General features: G+C 74.4%; 20 protein-coding genes. 14 read left to right on the top strand and 6 right to left on the bottom strand.

Annotation, left to right across the window (positions count from 1 at the left end; all coding sequences use genetic code 11):
* Positions 1-14 precede the first annotated feature (14 nt).
* Positions 15-491: an SRPBCC family protein gene (locus tag EIY87_RS11335; protein ID WP_191984051.1), complete on the bottom strand. Its 477-nt coding sequence runs from the start codon at positions 489-491 to the stop codon at positions 15-17.
* A gap of 159 nt (positions 492-650) precedes the next feature.
* On the opposite strand from EIY87_RS11335, the gene EIY87_RS11330 reads away from it, so the two are divergent.
* Both EIY87_RS11330 and EIY87_RS11325 read left to right on the top strand, forming a co-directional pair.
* Positions 651-1,166, top strand: a complete 516-nt coding sequence (locus EIY87_RS11330) for a bifunctional nuclease family protein (RefSeq protein ID WP_125307654.1) — start codon at positions 651-653, stop codon at positions 1,164-1,166.
* Positions 1,167-1,214: 48 nt separating this feature from the next.
* Entirely contained in the window at positions 1,215-2,168 is a 954-nt protein-coding gene (locus tag EIY87_RS11325; RefSeq protein WP_125307653.1) for a sigma-70 family RNA polymerase sigma factor, read from the top strand.
* Here the strand turns inward: EIY87_RS11325 and EIY87_RS11320 are convergent.
* Complete coding sequence (locus tag EIY87_RS11320; protein WP_191984050.1) at positions 2,132-2,611, bottom strand: DUF2087 domain-containing protein; 480 nt, start codon at positions 2,609-2,611, stop codon at positions 2,132-2,134. The genes EIY87_RS11325 and EIY87_RS11320 overlap by 37 nt on opposite strands.
* A gap of 151 nt (positions 2,612-2,762) precedes the next feature.
* On the opposite strand from EIY87_RS11320, the gene EIY87_RS11315 reads away from it, so the two are divergent.
* From EIY87_RS11315 to EIY87_RS11295, 5 genes are read left to right on the top strand one after another with little or no spacing between them, the layout of a single operon-like run.
* A complete protein-coding gene (locus tag EIY87_RS11315; protein WP_125307652.1) occupies positions 2,763-4,403 on the top strand; it encodes a fatty acyl-AMP ligase in 1,641 nt (546 codons plus the stop codon).
* Entirely contained in the window at positions 4,396-4,659 is a 264-nt protein-coding gene (locus tag EIY87_RS11310; protein ID WP_191984048.1) for an acyl carrier protein, read from the top strand. Before EIY87_RS11315 ends, EIY87_RS11310 begins: the two co-directional genes overlap by 8 nt.
* The gene (locus EIY87_RS11305) at positions 4,656-4,973 is read left to right on the top strand and encodes a hypothetical protein (protein ID WP_125307651.1); all 318 of its coding nucleotides are present in this window, start codon (positions 4,656-4,658) and stop codon (positions 4,971-4,973) included. Before EIY87_RS11310 ends, EIY87_RS11305 begins: the two co-directional genes overlap by 4 nt.
* On the top strand, positions 4,973-8,047 hold the full coding sequence (locus EIY87_RS11300; RefSeq protein ID WP_125307650.1) for a WXG100 family type VII secretion target: 3,075 nt from the start codon (positions 4,973-4,975) through the stop codon (positions 8,045-8,047). Before EIY87_RS11305 ends, EIY87_RS11300 begins: the two co-directional genes overlap by 1 nt.
* Positions 8,048-8,055: 8 nt before the next feature.
* Positions 8,056-8,433 carry a hypothetical protein gene (locus tag EIY87_RS11295; RefSeq protein WP_125307649.1) on the top strand — a complete coding sequence of 126 codons (378 nt, stop codon included), beginning with the start codon at positions 8,056-8,058 and terminating at the stop codon, positions 8,431-8,433.
* Here EIY87_RS11295 and EIY87_RS11290 read toward each other — a convergent pair.
* Positions 8,417-9,208 (bottom strand): class I SAM-dependent methyltransferase, encoded by a 792-nt coding sequence (locus tag EIY87_RS11290; protein ID WP_225439820.1) that lies wholly within the window; start codon positions 9,206-9,208, stop codon positions 8,417-8,419. The two genes, EIY87_RS11295 and EIY87_RS11290, sit on opposite strands and share 17 nt — an antisense overlap.
* A gap of 40 nt (positions 9,209-9,248) precedes the next feature.
* On the opposite strand from EIY87_RS11290, the gene EIY87_RS11285 reads away from it, so the two are divergent.
* The 5 genes from EIY87_RS11285 (at position 9,249) to ligD (ending at position 13,472) form a co-directional block, all read left to right on the top strand.
* Positions 9,249-10,808, top strand: coding sequence for a glycoside hydrolase family 13 protein (locus EIY87_RS11285; protein ID WP_125307647.1), 1,560 nt, complete (start codon positions 9,249-9,251; stop codon positions 10,806-10,808).
* 92 nt (positions 10,809-10,900) lie between these two features.
* Positions 10,901-11,089 carry a hypothetical protein gene (locus EIY87_RS11280; protein WP_125307646.1) on the top strand — a complete coding sequence of 63 codons (189 nt, stop codon included), beginning with the start codon at positions 10,901-10,903 and terminating at the stop codon, positions 11,087-11,089.
* On the top strand, positions 11,089-11,274 hold the full coding sequence (locus EIY87_RS11275; protein WP_125307645.1) for a hypothetical protein: 186 nt from the start codon (positions 11,089-11,091) through the stop codon (positions 11,272-11,274). The genes EIY87_RS11280 and EIY87_RS11275 overlap by 1 nt, the downstream gene beginning before the upstream one ends.
* Positions 11,275-11,324: 50 nt before the next feature.
* Complete coding sequence (locus EIY87_RS11270; RefSeq protein WP_125307644.1) at positions 11,325-11,876, top strand: hemerythrin domain-containing protein; 552 nt, start codon at positions 11,325-11,327, stop codon at positions 11,874-11,876.
* A 24-nt stretch (positions 11,877-11,900) separates the two neighbouring features.
* The gene (gene ligD / locus EIY87_RS11265; protein ID WP_125307643.1) at positions 11,901-13,472 is read left to right on the top strand and encodes a non-homologous end-joining DNA ligase; all 1,572 of its coding nucleotides are present in this window, start codon (positions 11,901-11,903) and stop codon (positions 13,470-13,472) included.
* Positions 13,473-13,654: 182 nt separating this feature from the next.
* On the opposite strand, the gene EIY87_RS11260 is transcribed toward ligD, so the two are convergent.
* On the bottom strand, positions 13,655-14,497 hold the full coding sequence (locus tag EIY87_RS11260; protein ID WP_125307642.1) for a PfkB family carbohydrate kinase: 843 nt from the start codon (positions 14,495-14,497) through the stop codon (positions 13,655-13,657).
* A gap of 176 nt (positions 14,498-14,673) precedes the next feature.
* On the opposite strand from EIY87_RS11260, the gene EIY87_RS11255 reads away from it, so the two are divergent.
* Positions 14,674-15,441: an ANTAR domain-containing protein gene (locus tag EIY87_RS11255; RefSeq protein ID WP_125307641.1), complete on the top strand. Its 768-nt coding sequence runs from the start codon at positions 14,674-14,676 to the stop codon at positions 15,439-15,441.
* 94 nt (positions 15,442-15,535) lie between these two features.
* Positions 15,536-15,931, top strand: a complete 396-nt coding sequence (locus EIY87_RS11250) for an STAS domain-containing protein (RefSeq protein ID WP_125307640.1) — start codon at positions 15,536-15,538, stop codon at positions 15,929-15,931.
* A gap of 328 nt (positions 15,932-16,259) precedes the next feature.
* Here the strand turns inward: EIY87_RS11250 and EIY87_RS11245 are convergent, their stop codons facing one another.
* Positions 16,260-17,642, bottom strand: a complete 1,383-nt coding sequence (locus tag EIY87_RS11245; RefSeq protein ID WP_125307639.1) for a PP2C family protein-serine/threonine phosphatase — start codon at positions 17,640-17,642, stop codon at positions 16,260-16,262.
* A 6-nt stretch (positions 17,643-17,648) separates the two neighbouring features.
* On the bottom strand, positions 17,649-18,380 hold the full coding sequence (locus EIY87_RS11240) for a GAF and ANTAR domain-containing protein (protein ID WP_125307638.1): 732 nt from the start codon (positions 18,378-18,380) through the stop codon (positions 17,649-17,651).
* Positions 18,381-18,421: the final 41 nt, after the last annotated feature.

The raw sequence follows: 18,421 nt of genomic DNA, 5'->3' as shown, positions 1-18,421 counted from the left end.
CGGAGCGACCCAGCTCACGCGGCGGCGGCCTGCTCCTCGGCCCGCGCCTTGAGCGCCGCGAGGGTGTACTCGATCGACTCGGCGTTGTACCCGGGCCGGTCGGCGCGGCCGGTGACCCGCGGGCCCATGAACTTCCGCACGATCCAGCTGCCGATCCGGTACCAGTTCTCGGTCACCACGCAACCGCCCGGCGCCGGCGTCAGCACGTACTCCCAGCGCGAAACCCGCGAACCGAACGGCGTCCGCACGTCGAAGGCGAACCGGCGCTCCGGCTCGAACACGACCACCCGCACCCGCGTCCACCACCGCAGGGCGCCGTTTTCGTTGCGGCCGCGGAACCGCGCGCCGAGCGCCGGGCCGGTGCCGTCGAGCCAGCGGCCGCCGACGTTCTCCGGGCTCAGCTCGCCCATCCGCGGCAGGTCGGTGACCCAGGACCACACCGTGCCCGCGCCGGCCGGGACGGTCACGCTGCGCGAAATCGTCGGTTCCACCCCCCGACGGTGACAGCGCTCCCGGCGCCCGGGCAAGGCATCCCGGCGTTGTCCGCAGCCCAGGAGAGCCCGCCTTGAAAAAACCCCGCGCCGAACCGGGTTGCGGTCCGGACATTCTGGGTACCTGGCGCGCGGAGGACTCTTGACACGGAGGGTGCGGTGGTCAGCGTGATCCCGATCGAGGTCGTGGGGATGGCCGTTCCGGTGCCGGGGGAGGCGCCCCTGATGTTGCTCCGGGAACCCGACGGCGCCCGCCGCTGGCTCGCCATCATGATCGGCTACGGCGAGGCCGAAGCACTGGTGCGGGCGCGGGAACAGATCGCGCAGCCGCGCCCGGGCACGATCGAGCTGCTCGGCGACGTGCTCGCGGCGTTCGGGCAGGGCGTCGCCGCGGTCGAGCTGACCGAGGTGCGCGACGGCATCTTCTACGCCGACCTCGTGCTCGCCTCCGGCACCCGCGTGTCGGCCCGCCCCAGCGACGCGGTCGCGCTCGGCCTGCGCCAGGGCGCGCCGATCCGGGTCGCCGAAGAGGTGCTCGACGTCGCGTCCGTGCAGCTCGAGGTCGAGCAGGAGGCCGAAGGGCCGGCCGCCGACGTGCTCGACACCGAGGCCGAGGTCGCCCGGTTCCGCGCCGAGCTCGACGGCCTGCGGCCCGAGGACTTCGACGACCTCTGAGCGCTCGCGCCCGCCCCGCCGGTAGATTTCCCGGCGGGAGGGACGCCGATGCCGGACTTCGCCTTGGCCGCCGAGCCGTACCGCCGTGAGCTGCTGGCGCACTGCTACCGCATGCTCGGCTCGGTGCACGAGGCGGAGGACCTGGTGCAGGAAACGCTGGTTCGCGCCTGGAAGGCGTGGCCGCGCTACGACCCGGCGCGCGCTTCGGTGCGCACCTGGCTCTACCGCATCGCGACCAACGCGTGCCTGACCGCGCTGGAAGGCCGGGCGCGGCGGCCGCTGCCGTCGGGCCTCGGGCGCCCGAGCGACGACCCGGCCGCGCCGCTGACGCCGTCGTTCGAGATCCCGTGGCTGCAGCCGTTCCCGGACGCGCGCTCGGACGACCCCGGCCGGGGCACGCTCCGGCTGGCGCTGCTGGCGGCGATGCAGCAGCTCCCGCCGAAGCAGCGCGCGGTGCTGATCCTGCGGGACGTCCTGGAGTTCAGCGCCGCGGAGGTGGCCGGGTTCCTCGGCACCACCCCGGCGGCGGTCAACAGCGCGCTGCAACGGGCGCGCGCGGGCCTCGGCGGGGTGACGGTGGAGGAGGTCGCCGAACCGGCCGACGCGGCGGTCGCCGCGGTCCTCGACCGGTACGTGGCGGCGTTCGAACGCGCCGACGTCGCCGGGCTGGTCGAGCTGCTGGCCGACGACGTCGTCATGGAGATGCCGCCGGTGCCGCTGTGGTTCCGCGGCCGCGCGGACTACGGCCGGTTCCTCGAGCGGCTGTTCGCGATGCGCGGCCCGGACTGGCGGATGACGCGCACGACGGCCAACGGCCAGCCCGCGCTGGTCGCGTACTGCCGCGACGACGCCGGGGTGTACCGGCTGCACACCCTGCAGGTGTTCACCGTGGCGAAAGCGGGCGTGGCGCACAACGTCGTGTTCGCCGATCCTGCCGTGCTGGCGTTGTTCGACCTGCCCGCGGCTCAGCCGGCCGCGCGGGCCTCCGACGGCCGGCCGTAGGCGCCGCCGTCGTTGCTGCGCTGCAGCAGGCCTTCGTCGATCAGGTAGCGGCGCAGGGTGGCGTGGTCGTCGTGGACCATCACGAGCTTCTCGCGCACGTCCTGCTCGGTGTAGAGGCGGCCGGGCTCGAACCGCTCGGCCAGCGTGGCGAGCAGCAGCTGCCGCCGCTTGCCCGAATGCGGGATCGCGACGAGCCTGCCGTGCCGGAACAGCCCGTCGAGCGGGTCGGCCGGGCCCTTCGCGAGCGCCTCGCGGAAGACGCCCGGCACCGCGCGGTAGTGGTCGCCGTCCGCCGTCACGAGGCCCGCGTCGGTCAGCCGTCTGACGAGCTTGGCCGGGACCTCGCCCGCCGCGAGCCCCTCGGGCGCGGCGCAGATGCGGGCGAACAGCAGGAGCCGTTCGGGGTCCGAGAGAGCGGAGACCAGTGCTTCCGGAGCGGCCATGCCCGGAAGGTACCGGAAACCCCGCGCCTCGCGCCGCAGAACTCCGTGTACCGCAAGGCGAATCCCGCCGGCGTCGCCGCGTCCTCCGGTCTGCCGCGCACGCTTGACCCGCACCGCGGCGGCCGACGGGCCGCGCGGTAGGTTCCGCTGCGTGCCCCGTCCGACCGCGCCGGTGACCGTGCCCGAGGACGTCCTGCGCGTCTCGATCGTCGAGCGGCTCTTCGCCCGCGCCGACGACCCCCGGCCGCTGTACACCCACCAGGACCACACCCACGCCGCCGAGCACACGCTGACCTGGGCCGAGTTCGCCGCCAGGGTGCGGGTCGTCGCGGGGGAGCTGCGGCGGGCCGCCGAGCCGGGGGAGCGGGTCGCGGTCCTCGCCGGCCAGGAGCTGGCCTACCCGCTCGCGTTCTTCGGCGCGCTCGCCGCCGGGCTCGTCGCGGTCCCGCTGATGCCGCCGTCGAACGCCGCGCAGGCCGAGCGGCTCGCCGGGGTGCTGGCCGATTCCGGCGCGCGCGTGTGGCTGACGTCGTCGGCCGTGGCGGGACGGCTGCCCGCGCACGACCCCGTCGTCGTCGTGGACGAGCTGACCGGGCCGGGCGCCGATCCGGTGTTCGCCGGCCCGGAGACGCCCGCCTACCTGCAGTACACGTCGGGGTCGACGCGCGAACCGGCGGGCGCCGTCATCCCGCACCGGGCGATCGTCGCCGCCTGCTGGCAGGGCGGCCGGGCGTACGCCGTCGACGAAGGCACGACCTGCGCGGGCTGGATCCCGTTCTTCCACGACATGGGCCTGATCCAGCTGCTGTGCCTGCCGGTCTTCGCCGGCGGCCGCGCGGTGTTCATGTCGCCGGCGGAGTTCGTGCACCGCCCCGCGAGGTGGCTGCGGCAGCTGGCCGACTACCCCGCCGTCTTCACCGCGGCCCCGAACTTCGCCTACGACCTCGCGGCCGACGCCGGCGCCGAGGACGGCCTCGACCTCTCGGACGTGCGGGTCGCGCTCAACGGCGCCGAACCCGTCCGCCCGGCCACGGGGGAGCGCTTCCTCGCGGTCTTCGGCCCGCACGGGTTCCGGCGCGAGGCGTACCGGCCGTCCTACGGGCTCGCCGAAGCCACCGTGTACGTCGCGAGCGCCGGGCCGGAAGGGCCGCGCGGCGCCGTTTTCGACCGCGAGGCCCTCGCGCAGGGGCACGCCGTCGAAACCGTCGACGGGCAGGAGCTGGTGTCCGTCGGTCGGCCGGTCGGGCAGCGGGTGCGGATCGTCCACGACGGACACGAGCAGCCCGACGGCGCCGTCGGCGAGATCTGGGTCCACGGCCCGAACGTCGCGACCGGGTACTGGGGCCGCGGCGACGCCTCGGCGTTCGGCGCCACCCTCGACGGGCTCGATGGCTGGCTGCGCACGGGCGACCTCGGCGTCGTGCACCGCGGCGACCTCTACGTCACCGGGCGGCTCAAGGACCTCATCGTCATCGACGGCCGCAACTTCCACCCGCAGGACATCGAGGCCGCGGCCGGGGAAGCCCACCCGGCCGTCCGGCGCGACCGCGTCGCCGCGTTCGGCGTGACCGACGACGACGGCGAGGGCGCGGTGGTGGTCGCCGAATGGGCCCGCGGCGCCGAAGCCGACGTCAAGGAAGTGACCCGGGCCGTGCTGCGCGCGGTGTCCGCCGAGCACGGGCTCACCCTCCGCAGGGTGCATCTGGTCCCTTCCGGTGGACTTCCGCGCACCTCCAGCGGGAAGGTCGCCCGGTCGGCCGCGAAGGCACGTTATGGTGGCGACCGTGGGTGATCACCGCGCCGAGGTCACGAAGGTCGTCAGCGAGACCTTCCGGCTGGACCCGGCCCTCGTCGAGCCCGACGCGCCACTGGAGGAGCTGGGCATCGACTCGAAAGGCCGGATCAAGCTGCTGGCGGCGCTGGAGGTCTACTACGGCGTGACGATCGAGCTGGACCAGCTCGACCGGTTCACCGACGTGGGATCGGTGGCCGCCGTGCTCGCGGAAGCCCTGGGAACTGGCGGAGCTACAGGAGAGGCGCTGAAATGAGCGGCGGGGGGTACACCGCGACGACCGAGGCGTTGTCGACGGCCTCGAAGACGATCGGTGACCTGGCGGAACACCTGCTCGACGACAACCCGGACCTGCAGAATTCGCAGGTGACCGCGGAGAAGTTCGGCCGGGCGCACGGCACCCACGCGACGAAGTACACCGCGGGCGCGCAAGCGCTGTGGGCCGCGGTCTCCGGCTACAGCAGCACGCTGGGGTCGTTCGGCACCAACCTCGGCACCGCCGGGTCGAGCTACAGCGCCAACGAAGACAACCAGTCCGGCGCGATCACCAACGCCGGGGGCAGTCTCTGATGGCCGACGAGAAGAAGAAGTGGTCCGACGTCAAGGCGCTGCTGGACGATCCCAGCGTGCCCGCCGCGCAGAAGAGCGCGCTGATCAGCAGCTGGCTGCGGGAAAACCCGCCACCGCCGCCGTTCCTGGCAGACCAGGAACCCGACGAGATCAAGCAGAAGCGGCAGGAAGCCGAGAAGTACGCGACCGCGTACAACGCCAACCCGCTCTTCGCGGGGCAGTCGGTCGACGAGGCCTTCGACAAGGCCAAGCAGAGCGGCGACCAGAACTCCTACAACGAAGACCAGGAAAAGAAGGCCGTCGACGAGGGCAAGGGCAAGCTCGACGGCACCCAGCCGCCCGCCGCCGGTGACGACGGCACCACGAGCGGGACGAAGACGTCCGACGAGATCTTCGACGCCGCCGCGCCCGCGCTGAAGCTGTTCGAGACGTTCGGCTCGCTGCTGGCGAAGATCCCGGACGACTGCCGCGGCAACACCCGCGCGCTCGACCTCGACAAGGACATCCGCGCGCCGTTCGACGAGCAGCGCGGCATCAGCTTCGCGGACTTCGTCGCCGACGCCGCGCACTTCAAGCGCGGTTCGGAGACGGTGGACCGCACGGTGCAGGACACCGGCTCGCAGCTGGGCACGCTCTACCAGACGTGGAGCGGCGCGGGCGCCGACGCGGCGTCCGACACCTACAACGACAAGATCCAGCCCAAGGCCGCCAAGCTGGCCCAGACGCTCGGCAACGCGAGCGAGGCCACGAAGAACACCGCCACGACGGTGTTCCAGCTGTGCAAGGGCAAGGCCGACGCCGTCATCGGGATGTACACCGACCTGGTCGGCAAGGCCGACTACACGATGGCGCAGAAGGTCGTCGCGGTCGCCAGCGGCGAGCACGGCAACGAGGAGGACCTGGCCCAGATCGCGGGCTGGATGGACCTCAACTTCGGCACCAACCTGGTCAAGACGCTCAACGACCAGGGTTGCTGCGACGGCGACGAGATCAAGAAGCACGGCCAGGACCTGGCCAAGCAGTGGATCCAGAACCAGTTCAACCCCGACATGTGGGACCGGCTGTACAAGGGCTTCGAGAAGACCTGCAAGGACACGAAGGACCTCGTCGACCAGGCCTACGACGCCCTCGACAAGGTCATGGGCGGGATCAAGAACGAGTTCGAGGGCATGTCGCTGCCCGGCGGTTCGGGCACGGGTGGGCCTGGTGCGACCGGTGGCACCGGCGGCGGGCCGGGTGGCTCGGGTTCCGGTTCCGGGTCGGGCGGCGGTTTCGGTTCGGGTGACGGCGCGGGTGGCTCGGGCGGTGGGGCCGGATCCGGCTCGGGCGGCGGTTTCGGCTCAGGTGACGGCGCGGGTGGTTCGGGTGGCGGCTCCGGGTCCGGCTCGGGCGGTGGGGCCGGGTCGGGCTCCGGCGGCGGGTTCGGTTCGGGCGACGGCGCGGGTGGCTCGGGTGGCGGGTCGGGCGGTGGCTCGGGTTCGGGCTCCGGTGGCACGGTGCCGCCGATCCCCGACACGGGCTCGGGGTCCGGTGTGCCGGGCGGCGGCTCGGGAACCGATCTGCCCAGCGGCGCGGAGGGCTCAGGCGGTGGTTCGGGGAGCGGCTCCGGGGGCGGCGGGCCGATCCCGTCCATCCCCGACGGCTCCTCCGGTGGCGGCGGTTCCGCCGGCGGCGGCTCCGGCTCGGGCGGCGGCCAGGACGACGGAGCGGCCCAGGCGGAGGCGGCCAAGCAGCAGGCGGCCCAGGCCGCGGAGGAAGCCAAGCAGAAGGCCGCGGACGCGCTGAAGCAGTTCAGCGGTCCCGGGATCCAGACGGAGTCCGGCGAAGGCGCGGGCGGCCTGGGCGGCGGCTCGGGCTCCGGCGACACTTCGCCGTCGTCGTCCGCGGGTGGTCAGGACGCCGCCGAAGCGGCCAAGCAAAAGGCGGCGGACGCGCTGAAGCAGTTCAGCGGCCCCGGCATCGAGACGGAGTCCGGCGACGGTGCCGGTGGCGATTCAGGCGCGGACGACGGCAAGGAGGCGGCCGAGAAAGCGGCGGAGGACGCCAAGAACAAGGCGGCCGACGCGCTCAAGGGCCTCGACGGCGACCCGATCAAGACCGAGCCGGGCGACACGGGTCTGGACACCGACGGCGACGGCAAGCCGGACAGCCTCCTCGGCGACAAGGACGGCAAGGGCGACGACGACCCCGACGTCCTCAAGGTCAAGCAGGGCGACAAGACCTTCGAGATGACCGAGCCGGACCGCGACGGCAAGATGGACATCAAGGTCGGCGACGGACCCGGCGACCCGAAGGACTTCAAGCTCGACTGGTCGGACGGCGGCAAGTCCACCGACGGTCCACAAGGGACGGACGACGACTGCTACCGCCCCGGCCCGGACGGCAAGATCCACATCCAGGACGGCGACCTGAAGATCACCGCCGAGCGGCCCGACGGCGCGGACGGCCCGACGGTCGTCACCGTCGACGACGGCACCGGCAAGCCGACGACCTACACCCTCGGCGAGGACGGCAAGCCCTCGGACGCGCTCGGCGACACGCCGTCGAAGAAGCTCGACGACGACCTGCCCACCCACCGCGGCACCCTCGACGACCTCAAACCGCACGGCGGCGACGGCGACGGCGCACACGGCGGCGGCGGGCACGGCGGCGACAGCGGCGGCGGCCACGGCGGCGGCGGGCACGGTGGCGGGGGCAGCCCGTCGCCCGCCGGGATCGGCGGCGGCTCGCACGGCGTCACCGGCGCGGGCTTCGACGCGGGCGGCCCGGGGCTCGGCGATTCGCCGGTGTCCGGCGGCGCCCACACCGGCATCGGGGCCGCGCAGCCGCAGCCCGCGGCGGCGTTCGCGCCCGCGGCCGCCGGGGCGAACGGGGCTCCCGGCTCGTCGATGAGCGGCATGCCGGGCATGGGGGCCATGGGCGGTCACGGCGCCGGCGGCGGAGACACCGAACGCAAGTCGCCCGCCTACCGGATCGAAGGCGCCGTCTTCGACAACCTCGGCGAGCCCGGGCGCCGGATCATCGGTTCCCTCAACGACGACGAAGACCCGCCGTCCGCCCGCCGGACCTGGTAAGGAGACGCATGAGCGACATCGCCGGGATGAAGGCGGAGCTGGACGCTCTCGTCCGCGAGCAGGCCGATCGGCGTGCCCTGCGCGAACAGCAGGGCGAGGAGATCAAGGCCCGCTCGCAGGAGTACATGACCAAGCAGGTCCAGGCGGCCGAGCGGTACGTGCAGCACATCCGCGAAGTCGCGCAGCGCAAGACGAAGTCCGGCTGGAGCACCGACCGGTCGCACGCCGAGCCGGCGTCGGCCTTCGACGCGGAGGAGTACCCCGGCCCCGGCGGGTTCGCGCCGCCGCCGGGCCCGGCCCCGCGGCCGGTCCGGGACGAGCCGCGGCCCGCGCGCCGCCCCCGTGCGGCCGTCGAGGAAGACGAGGACTTCAACAACCCCTGGTGACCGGCGACCAGACGTCGACGGCGATCTCGCGGAACCGCTCGGTGAACGGCCCACGCAGCAGCTGCCGGAGTTCCGCTTCGAACTCCGGCAGCCGGTCACCGAACAGGTGGGGTGCCGCGCTGGACAACGAGAAGACGCTCGCGACGACCTCGTCCGCGGTGCGGGTGACCGCCCGGCCGGGGACCTCGAACCGCCGCGGCCCGGTGAACCCCGCGGCGCGGTAGATCTCCGCTTCACCGCCGGCGGTCCCCTCCGGCAACGAACCCCGGCCCGCGCGCCGCACCGGGCCGAGGTACTTGCGGATCAGCTCGGTGATTTCGGCCCGTGGCACCGATCCTTCGGCGCCTTCGTGCGTCGTCGCGTGGACGTGGGCGAGGACGCCGCCCGGTGCCAGCATCCCGCGCGCCGCCGCGGCCACGCGCGGCCGGTCCAGCCAGTGGAACGACTGGGCGAACGTCACCAGCCGGAACTCCCCGAGCCCGGCCGGCAGCTCTTCGGCGCGCCGGTGCACCCACCGGCAGTTCCCGGGGCCGCGCCGCGCGGCTTCGCGGAGCATGTCCGCGTCCGCGTCGAGCCCGACCGCTTCGGCGAAGTACGGCGCCAGCACCACGGTCAGCGAGCCCGGACCGCAGCCGACGTCGAGCAGCCGCCCGGAGCCGTCCAGCCCCAGCTCGGCGGCGAACGCCGTGCCGAGCGCCGCCGGGTACGGGAGCCGGCCGCGGACGTAGTGCGGGGCGCTGCCGGCGTACAGGGTCGCGTCCCACTCCCAGGTCACCCGCCGAGCGTAGGCCACCGGGTCCCGGATACTCGGTGCCATGGACGCGAATTGGTGGCGGGACGCCGTGGTTTACGAAGTCTACGTACGCAGCTTCGCCGACTCGAACGGCGACGGCACCGGCGACCTCGCCGGGCTGCGCTCCCGGCTGGGGTACCTGGCCGAGCTCGGGATCGACGCCGTGTGGACCACGCCGTGGTACCGCTCGCCGATGGTCGACGGCGGGTACGACGTCGAAGACCACCGCGAAGCCGACCCGCTGTTCGGCAGCGACCACGACGTGCCGGAACTGGTCGCCGAAGCGCACCGGCTCGGGCTGCGGGTGCTCATCGACGTCGTGCCGAACCACACCTCCGACCGCCACCGCTGGTTCCGGGCCGCGCTGGCCGCCGGGCCCGGCTCACCCGAACGCGCGCGCTACCACTTCCGGCCCGGCCGCGGCCGCGGTGGCGAGCTGCCGCCGACCGACTGGCGCAGCGTCTTCGGCGGCCCCGCCTGGACCCGCGCGGCCGACGGCGAGTGGTTCCTGCACCTGTTCGCGCCGGAGCAGCCCGACCTGAACTGGGACCACCCCGAGGTCCGGGCCGAATTCGAAGACCTGCTGCGGTTCTGGTTCGCCCGCGGCGTCGACGGCGTCCGCATCGACGTCGCGCACGGCCTGCTCAAGGACCCGGCGTTCCCCGACCTCGGCGCCGATGAGGAGGAGATCGCGCAGCCGCCGGACCGCAGCGGGCACCCGCACTGGGACCTCGACGGCGTCCACGACATCTACCGCGCGTGGCGGAAGGTGGCCGGCGAGTTCGGCCCGGACCGGGTGTTCGTCGCCGAGGCGTGGGTCGACCGGCCGGACCGCCTCGCCCGGTACGTCCGCCCCGACGAGCTGCACACCGCGTTCAACTTCGACTTCCTGCGCTGCGACTGGGACGCCGCCGCGCTGCGCGAGGTGATCGACCGGACGCTCGAAGCCCTCGGCGCGGTCGGCGCGCCCGCGACCTGGGTGCTGTCCAACCACGACGTCGTCCGGCACGTGACGCGCTTCGGCGACCCGCGCCGGGCCCGCGCCGCGGCGCTGCTCATGCTCGCCCTGCCCGGCGGCGCCTACCTGTACCAGGGCGAGGAGCTGGGGCTGGAGGAGGTCGAGGACCTGCCCGAGGAGGTGCTCGCCGACCCGACGTGGGAGCGTTCCGGCCACACCCGGCGCGGCCGCGACGGCTGCCGCGTGCCGCTGCCGTGGTCGGGTTCGGCGCCGCCGTTCGGCTTCACCGCCGGAGACGCGCCGACGTGGCTGCCCCAGCCCGCCCACTGGGCGGAGCTGACCGCCGAGGCGCAGGCGGCGGACCCGGGTTCGATGCTCGGCCTGTACCGCGCGGCCCTCGCCACGCGCCGGGAGCACCCCGCGCTGGGCGACGGGACGCTGACGTGGCGGCCCGCCCCGGACGGCGTGCTGTCCTTCACGCGCGAGCCGGGGTTCGGCTGCGTCGTGAACCTGTCGGCGGAACCGTACGAGCTGCCCGGCGACGTCCGGGTGCTGCTCGCGAGCGGCCCGCTCGACGACGGCCGCGTGCCGCCGGACGGCGCGGTGTGGCTCGCCAGGAGTTGAACGGGCACCACCGGAAAGAGTGGGGTGTGAAGGCGGGTGCGGCGGGGTAACCGGTCGCGTCCGACGTACCCGACCGAGCCGGAGGTCCCCCGATGCCCGTGCGCACCGCCGCCCCGCCCGCCACCGACGTCGTCGGCCTGGCGCTGGAAGTCCTCGCGGCCCAAGGGTTGAACCGGACGACCGCGCACGCGGCCCTCGTGGCGATGGCGCGGGAGCGCGGCCTGTCGCTCACGCGCTGCGCGGAACTCGTCGTGGCCGCCGTCGACGGGCAGGTGGGCTGATGGCCGTGGCCGGCGGGTTTTCGAGGAGCGGGAACGGCGAAGCGGCGTCGGTCGGCGGGGGCGTGCTGCTCGCGGTCGGGCTGGTGGTCGCGTTCTTCGGCTGGTTGTCGTGGTGGACGGCGGCAGGGATCGCGCTGGCCGCCGCCGGTGCGCTGTGGCTCACGGTCGCGGGCCGGCGCGAGTAACCCGCCGGTTCCGGGGAAAGCCTGCCGCAACCGAGTGAAGGAGGCTTTCCGTGCCGGACCACGAAGAAGACGTCATCGAGCTGCTGCAGCGCCAGCACCGGGAGATCCGCGAGCTGTTCGCCGGGCTGGAAACGGCCGAAGGCGAGCTGCGCCATGACCTGTTCCGCGACCTCGTGCGGCTGCTCGCGGTGCACGAAACGGCTGAGGAACTGGTGGTGCACCCCGAAATCCGCGACCTCGAGCCGGCGGCCGGGCCGGTCGTCGAGGCGCGGCTCGGGGAGGAGCACCGGGCCAAGGAGCTGCTGACGACGCTGCAGAAGATGGGGCCCGAGGCCGACGGCTTCGACACGCTGCTCGTGCAGCTGCGCGCCGACGTGCTCGCACACGCCGAGCACGAAGAGCGCGAGGAGTTCCCGCTGCTGCGCGCCCACCGGCCGCCGGAACGGCTGCGCGCGATGGCCGCGACCGCGAAGCTGGCCGAAGCCGTGGGGCCGACCCGGCCGCACCCCGGCGTCGAAAGCGCGACGGCGAACCTGCTGCTCGGCCCGCCGGCGGCGATCATGGACCGGGCGCGCGACCTCATCCGCGGCGCGCTGAGCTGACCCCGGACTGGGTACTCCGTCGGCATGGCAGCCGCCCCGAGCCGCAAACTGCGGCGTTACCAGGAGATGCGCGACTTCGAGCGCACCGCGGAGCCGTCCGGCGGGACTTCGGCCGCGCCGGCCGGGCACCGGTTCGTCGTGCAGCGCCACCGCGCGCGCCGGCTGCACTACGACTTCCGGCTCGAGCTCGACGGCGTCCTGGTCAGCTGGGCGGTGCCGAAGGGACCGACGCTGGACCCGAAGGCCCGCCGGCTGGCCGTGCACGTCGAAGACCACCCGGTCGAGTACGCCGACTTCGAAGGCGTGATCCCGCACGGCGAATACGGCGGCGGGGACGTCATCGTCTGGGACCGCGGCGAGTGGCGGCCGGTCGACGCCGACCCCGCGAAGGCGATCGAGGACGGCACCCTGCACTTCGACCTCGACGGCGAGAAGCTGGCCGGCCGGTTCGTCCTCGTCCGCACGAACCGCGGCGAGAAGGACCAGTGGTTCCTGCTGCACAAGCAGGACGAGCACGCCCGGACCGGCTGGGACGCCGAAGACCACCCGCGGTCGGTGAAGAGCGGCCGCACCAACGACGAGGTGGCGGCCGCGCCCGACGCGCTGTGGCACGGGGACCGGCCGGCGGGCGAGGCCGAGGAGGCGGTCGGGTTCCCGGCCGCGACCGACGAGGAGCTGGCCGCGCTCGACGCGCTCGGCGCGAAGGGCAAGTGGTCGGTCGGGGGCCGGGAGCTGGCGCTGACGAACCTGGACAAGGTCCTCTTCCCGGCCGCGGGCGAGCCGGTGACGAAGCGGGACCTGATCCGCTACTACGTCACCGTCGGGCCGGTGATGCTGCCGTACCTGGCCGGCCGCCCGCTCAACACGCAACGCTTCCCGCAGGGCGTCACCGAACCCGGGTTCTGGCAGAAAGAAGTCCCGCGGCACGCGCCCGAGTGGCTGACGACCTGGCACAACGAGCGCGCCGAGCCGGGGGAGAGTCGGCGCTACGTCGTCGCGGACAGCGTCGCGACCCTGGCGTGGCTGGCGAACTACGGCGCCCTGGAGCTGCACGCCTGGACGTCCCGCGCCGCCGACGTCGACCACCCGACGTGGGTGCTGTTCGACATCGACCCCGGCACGGAGACGACGTTCGCCGAGGTCCTGGAGCTGGCGCGGCTGCACCGCACGGCGCTGGAGCACTTCGGCCTCACCGGGCGGCCGAAGGTGACCGGGCAGCGCGGGATCCAGGTGTGGGTGCCGATCGCGCCGCACTGCACCTACGAGCAGACCCGCGCGTGGGCCGAGACGGTGTCGAAGACGATCGGGCGGGTGCTCCCGGACCTGGTCAGCTGGGCGTGGACGAAGGACAAGCGCCGCGGCCGCGCCCGGTTGGATTACACGCAGAACGTGTCGAACAAGACGCTGGTCGCGCCGTACAGCGTGCGGCCGCGACCGGGCGCGCCGGTCTCGGTGCCGCTGGAGTGGGACGAGCTGGACGACCCGGAGCTGGCCCCGGACCGCTGGACGATCCGGGACGTCCCGGCCCGGCTGGCCGAGCGCGGCGACCCGTTCGCGGCGCTGGTCGGGCTGGAGCAGCGGCTGCCCGGTCTGTAGCCAGACGTCTTGAAGGACTCATTCAAGACCTCCGGTGACCGGGCTCCGGCGAGTGGCGCCGGGCGGCCCTGCGGTGTCTTGAATGAGTCATTCAGGACCTCCGAAGACCTGAATGAGTCATTCAAGACGTCGGCGAAGCCGCCGCCGGGCAGACCGCCGCGACTTTGCCGGGGCCGGGCGGATCAGGCGTGGACCGTCTCCAGCCGCCGGGGCTGCAGCCGGTCCAGGTCGGGGCGGGACAGGCAGGGGCGGCCGCCCGGGTGCTCGCTCGTCGCCGCGGCCGCCGCGACGGCCAGGCTCGCCGCCGTCTCCAGTGGGTGGCGGCGGGTGAGGGCCGCGGTCAGGGCCGCGACCAGCGCGTCCCCGGCGCCGGCCGGGTCGACGACGTCGGTCTCGACGTGCGGCACGAACCAGGTGCCCTCCGGCCCGGCGAAGAGGTTCCCTTCCGCGCCCACCTCCAGCACGACCAGCGACGGCCCGCGCCGCCGGAGCGCGGCGGCGGCCCGCACGGCTGCGGCGACGCCGGGGACTGGCTGCCCGGTGAGGCGCTCGGCGTCGTGGCGGTCCGCGCGCACGACGTCGGCGAGGGCGAGCAGGTCCGGGGTCAGCTCGTCGTCCCGCGGCGCGCCGTCCAGCACCACGCGGGTGCCCGCGGTGTGCGCCAGCCGCGCCGCCAGCAACGCGACCGCGGCGGGCTGCCGCAGCTGCACGATGAGGGAGCCGGCGGCCGAGATGGGCGCCGACGCGGCGAAGACGTCGGCCTCGGTGAGCAGGGTCCCGGCCGGGACGTCGCCCAGCCGCGCGGTTTGGGTGCCGGGGCGGCGGACGACGTACGACGTGCCGATCCGGCCGGCTCTGGCCTGCGCGAGCAGCGCGTCACCCGCGCTGTCCCGGCCGACGACGCCGAGCAGCGCCACCGACGTCCCGAGCTGGCTCAGCGCGAGGGCCTGGTTGGCGCCCTTCCCGCCGAGCAGTTCCTGGCGGTCGCGGGCGATCTGCCCCGCGACCACGACCTCGCTGAACATCACCGGTACCGCCGGTCGGTCATGGTGCCCTCCTCGGGTCCACTGTGCGGCTACCCGCCCGCGCGTGGGCGGAAAACCGCTCGTTCGGGTTGTCCGGCGCCCCGGTGCGTCCGGCCGATGGATGTGAGGGCGGACGTCTTGCGGTAATCAGGAAGCGGACACGAACGGAGGTGTCGGTGACCGAGACGTTGTCGAACGCGGCCGACCGGTGGAAGCCGCTCACCGAGCTGCTGCACGCGCTGCTCGAACGGATCGCCGTCGAGGTGCCGGGCTGCCTCGGCGCGGCGCTGACCGTCAGCCAGGGCGACCGGTCGCCGCGGGTGCTGGCGACCGCGGGCGTCGCCGAGCGCCTCGTGCCCGCGCACCTGACCCACGGCGGCCCGGTCGCCATCGCGGCCGCCACCGGCGAACCGGTCACGACGGACGACCTCTTCGGTGACCCGCGCTGGCCGGGGCTGACGCGGGACACCCTCTTCTCGGACGTCCGGTACGAGGCGGTCCGTGGCGCGGTCGCGCTCCCGGGGGACTGGGACGACAACGGGACGTTCGTGCTGTCGGCGACGCTCGACCGCGCGCCCGGCGCCGGCCCGCTCGCGATCCTGCGGCGGTACGCGAAGCTCACCGAAATGACGCTGGTGGTGGCCGAGACCGCCACCGCGGGCGACCCCGGCCAGATGCTGGAACTGCTGGCTTCCCGCGCCGCGATCGAACAGGCGAAGGGCGCGATCATGGCCGTCCGCCGGTGTCCGCCCGAGGAGGCCTGGCAGACGCTGCGCCGGGCGAGCCAGGAGTTCAACGTCAAGGTCCGCGAGCTGGCCGTCGCCCTGGTGGAGCACGTCGGCGGCGGGGTCGCGGCGCAACCCGAGGGCACGCCCGAGATCCGGCCGGGCGAGCCGGCCCACCACGCGGCCGAACGGCTCTGGGCGGCGTTCGCCGCGAAATAGGGCGTTTCCCATCCGGGCGTTTGGGTACCAAGACCCCGTCGTTGATCACCCGTCGCGTCGCCGGCCCGCCCGGCGCGGAAGGCCTGCCGAACCCGTGTCCCCCACCCCACCGGTCCCGACCCGGTCCGCGCCCCTCACGGCGCGCCGGACGGCGTACCGCCCCGGTCTCCTCGTGCTGACCTTCGCCGGCGAGATCGACGCGCTGACCCTCCCGATCCTCGAGCGCGAGCTGGGCTCGGCCCCACCGGGAACGACGGTGGCGGACCTGACGCACGTGGCCTTCGTCGGCCTGGCCGGCGCCCGCGCCCTGGCGGCGGCCGCGGCCCGCGCCGATGCCGATGGCCGCCGGTTCTGCGTGGTCGCGAACAGCCGCACGCTGGCCCGGCTGTTCCGGGTCACCGGGCTGGCGGCGGGTGTCCCGATGTTCGCGTCCCTGTCCGACGCACTGCGCGAGCTGCTGGCCACGGGCATGCACGGCGCGACGGGCTGAGCGCGGCCGCTCGCTTCGGCGAGGCACCCGGCCAGGGCGCGGCTGGCTGAGCGCGGCCGCTCGCTTTGGCGAGGCGTCCGGCGGCGGAGCGGTGGCCCGGCGCGCCGCGGACCTCAGCGAGGCAAGCGCACGGCCGAACCCCAGCCGGGGCAGCCGCCCGCTTCAGCGAGGCACCTGGCCACGGTGCGACCGGTTGAGCGCGGCCGCTCGCTTTGGCGAGGCAACCTGGCCACGGCGCGACCGGCTGAGCGCATCCGGCGGAGCGGTGGCCCGGCGCGCCGCGGGCCTCAGCGAGGCAAGCGCACGGCCCGAACCCCCGCTGCCCGCCTCAGCGAGGCACCCAGCGCGCGACCAGCACCCCCACGTCCCGCCGCAGCTCGTCGCCATGGCCCAGAACCGCGCGAGCAAGCCGCCGGGCGATCTCCGGCGGCAGCTCGCCCGCCCCAGCCCCCAGCTGCTCCGCGATCCGAGCCCGCCCGAACGCCTCCCCGCCCGCGTCCCGCGCGTCGCCGACCCCGCGCGAACACAGCACGATCAGATCCCCAGGCTCCAGCCGCGCCTCCGCCACCGAAGCACCAGCCCCGAACCCAGGCGCCGCGGCACCCGCCACCGGCAGCACCTCGCCGTCGCGGACCAGCAGCGGTGCGGGATGCCCGGCCGCCAGCCAGCGCACCACTCCAGTGCGCACGTCCACCTCCGCCAGCACCCCGGTGACACCGGACCGCTCCCCGAGTTCGGCGCCGACCGCCGCGAACTGACCGGCCAGGGCGGTCCCGTCGTGGCGGGCGGTCCGATACGCGGCGAGGGCCGTCACCACGTCGGTGTGCGCGCTCGCGTCGAACAGCGCGAGCTGCGCCCGCTTCTCCGAGAGTGCGTAATCGAACACCGTGCCGCGGAGGTCGTACGCCGGCTGGACGCTCGCACCCACGACGACGCTCTCCGTGGCGCCGGTGAGCGGCGGCAGGCTCTGCCACAGCAGCTCGGCGGGGGAGCTGCGGTGCCGCCGTCGTCGCCGTGCGTCGAGGCCGTCGCCGTACTGGGTCGTCACGGTGACGAGGTGGCCGAGCAGCGTCGCCAGCCAGCGGCACTGCTCCCGCAACGCCGCGTCGTCCAGGTCGGCGCCGTCCGCCGGGACGATCTTCAGCACGCCGAGGCGTTCCACGCCGTCGAGCAGGATCGTCCACAGCACCGGCGCGGACCCGTCGCGCGTCACGGTGGTGCCGGCGTGGCGGAACACCTCGCCGGCCGGCGTGGTCTCGATGTCCAGCTCGTCCGCGCCCGGCCGCAGCGGCACGAGCGTCCGCTGGTCGTAATCGGTCAGGTAGACGTCGATCGCCAGGTCGAGCGCGCGGCCCGCTTCGGCGACGACGGCCGGGAGCCGCTCGGGCGGGGCCCGGTGCGCGCCTTCGAGCAGGTCGACCAGCGCCCGCAGCGGGCCGCGCAGCAGTTTCCCGTCGCGCGCGGCGTGGCTGTAGGGCGCGCGGGCCGGGCCGGTCAGCTCGTCGAGCCGCTCGTTGACGGCGTGGGCGAGCATGTCGCGGTCCACCCGCGGCAGCGTGGTCAGGCCGTTGAGGTAGGCGTCCAGCTCCAGCAGGCCGAGGCTGCCGCCGAGCGCGAAGTACCGAAACCACAGCTGTTCGAGCGTCAGCTCGCTCCGCGTGAAGCACGCGGCGAGCCGGCGCCGCTGCTCCTCTTCGGGCAGGAAGCGCATCCGCGGTCATCCCTCCGTCGGGGCGAGAAGCTCCGCGGCGGTCTCGGCCGGGGTGTGGCCGCGGGCGCGCGCCAGCGCCAGCAGGCGGTCGAAGGCGGTGTCCTCGTCGAGACCGTCGCGGCCCATCAGGAAGCCCTTCGCCGTGGTGACCCGGTCGCGGTCGCGGAGGGTCTCCTTGAACCGGTCGCTGTAGCGCGCGGCTCGCACGTACGCCCGCGCGTTCGCGACCAGCACCGCGGCGCGCTCGGCGAAAGTCACCAGCGCCCGTTCGTCGACCGGCCCGAACGCGCCGGGAGCCGTCGCGTAGACCTTGATGGCGCCGTGGCAGCCGTCCTCGGTGGTCATCGGGGCCGTGAGCACCGAGCGCAGCCCCGAGCCGGCCGCCGCGGCGCACCAGCGCGGCCAGCGCCGTTCGGTGGTGACGTCGTCGATCCGCACCGGCGCGCACTCGTGCAGCGCGGCGACGCACGGACCTTCGCCCAGGTCGTACTGCAGGGCGTCGGCGGCGCTCACGAGCGGCGCCGACGCGCTGGTCGTGGCCAGGCCACCGGCGTCGTCGACGAGCGTGACCCCGGCCCCCGCGGCGGCGCGGATCGTCGACCCCGCCAGCGAAACGATCAGGTCCAGCACCGAATCCACGGTCTCGCGCGAGAGCAGCAGCCCCGACATCCGCGCGGTGACCACGGCGAGCTCGCCGTCCAGCGGCAGCTCGCCCGCAGCGGCCTCACCCAGCGACATGACGGCTGATTACCAATCCGCGGGCATCGGCAAACGCGAAA

It is taken from the genome of Amycolatopsis eburnea, assembly GCF_003937945.1.
Lineage (GTDB): Bacteria > Actinomycetota > Actinomycetes > Mycobacteriales > Pseudonocardiaceae > Amycolatopsis > Amycolatopsis eburnea.
This window is presented reverse-complemented; position numbering and strand designations above follow the sequence as displayed.

What these genes read in the sequence shown, in the direction of transcription:
- EIY87_RS11325 (WP_125307653.1), top strand. Translation starts at nt 1,215, where the DNA reads ATGCCGGACTTCGCCTTGGCCGCCGAGCCGTACCGCCGTGAGCTGCTG.
- EIY87_RS11320 (WP_191984050.1), bottom strand. Translation starts at nt 2,611, where the DNA reads ATGGCCGCTCCGGAAGCACTGGTCTCCGCTCTCTCGGACCCCGAACGG.
- EIY87_RS11305 (WP_125307651.1), top strand. Translation starts at nt 4,656, where the DNA reads ATGAGCGGCGGGGGGTACACCGCGACGACCGAGGCGTTGTCGACGGCC.
- EIY87_RS11300 (WP_125307650.1), top strand. Translation starts at nt 4,973, where the DNA reads ATGGCCGACGAGAAGAAGAAGTGGTCCGACGTCAAGGCGCTGCTGGAC.
- EIY87_RS11295 (WP_125307649.1), top strand. Translation starts at nt 8,056, where the DNA reads ATGAGCGACATCGCCGGGATGAAGGCGGAGCTGGACGCTCTCGTCCGC.
- EIY87_RS11285 (WP_125307647.1), top strand. Translation starts at nt 9,249, where the DNA reads ATGGACGCGAATTGGTGGCGGGACGCCGTGGTTTACGAAGTCTACGTA.
- EIY87_RS11280 (WP_125307646.1), top strand. Translation starts at nt 10,901, where the DNA reads ATGCCCGTGCGCACCGCCGCCCCGCCCGCCACCGACGTCGTCGGCCTG.
- EIY87_RS11275 (WP_125307645.1), top strand. Translation starts at nt 11,089, where the DNA reads ATGGCCGTGGCCGGCGGGTTTTCGAGGAGCGGGAACGGCGAAGCGGCG.
- ligD (WP_125307643.1), top strand. Translation starts at nt 11,901, where the DNA reads ATGGCAGCCGCCCCGAGCCGCAAACTGCGGCGTTACCAGGAGATGCGC.
- EIY87_RS11260 (WP_125307642.1), bottom strand. Translation starts at nt 14,497, where the DNA reads ATGTTCAGCGAGGTCGTGGTCGCGGGGCAGATCGCCCGCGACCGCCAG.
- EIY87_RS11245 (WP_125307639.1), bottom strand. Translation starts at nt 17,642, where the DNA reads ATGCGCTTCCTGCCCGAAGAGGAGCAGCGGCGCCGGCTCGCCGCGTGC.
- EIY87_RS11240 (WP_125307638.1), bottom strand. Translation starts at nt 18,380, where the DNA reads ATGTCGCTGGGTGAGGCCGCTGCGGGCGAGCTGCCGCTGGACGGCGAG.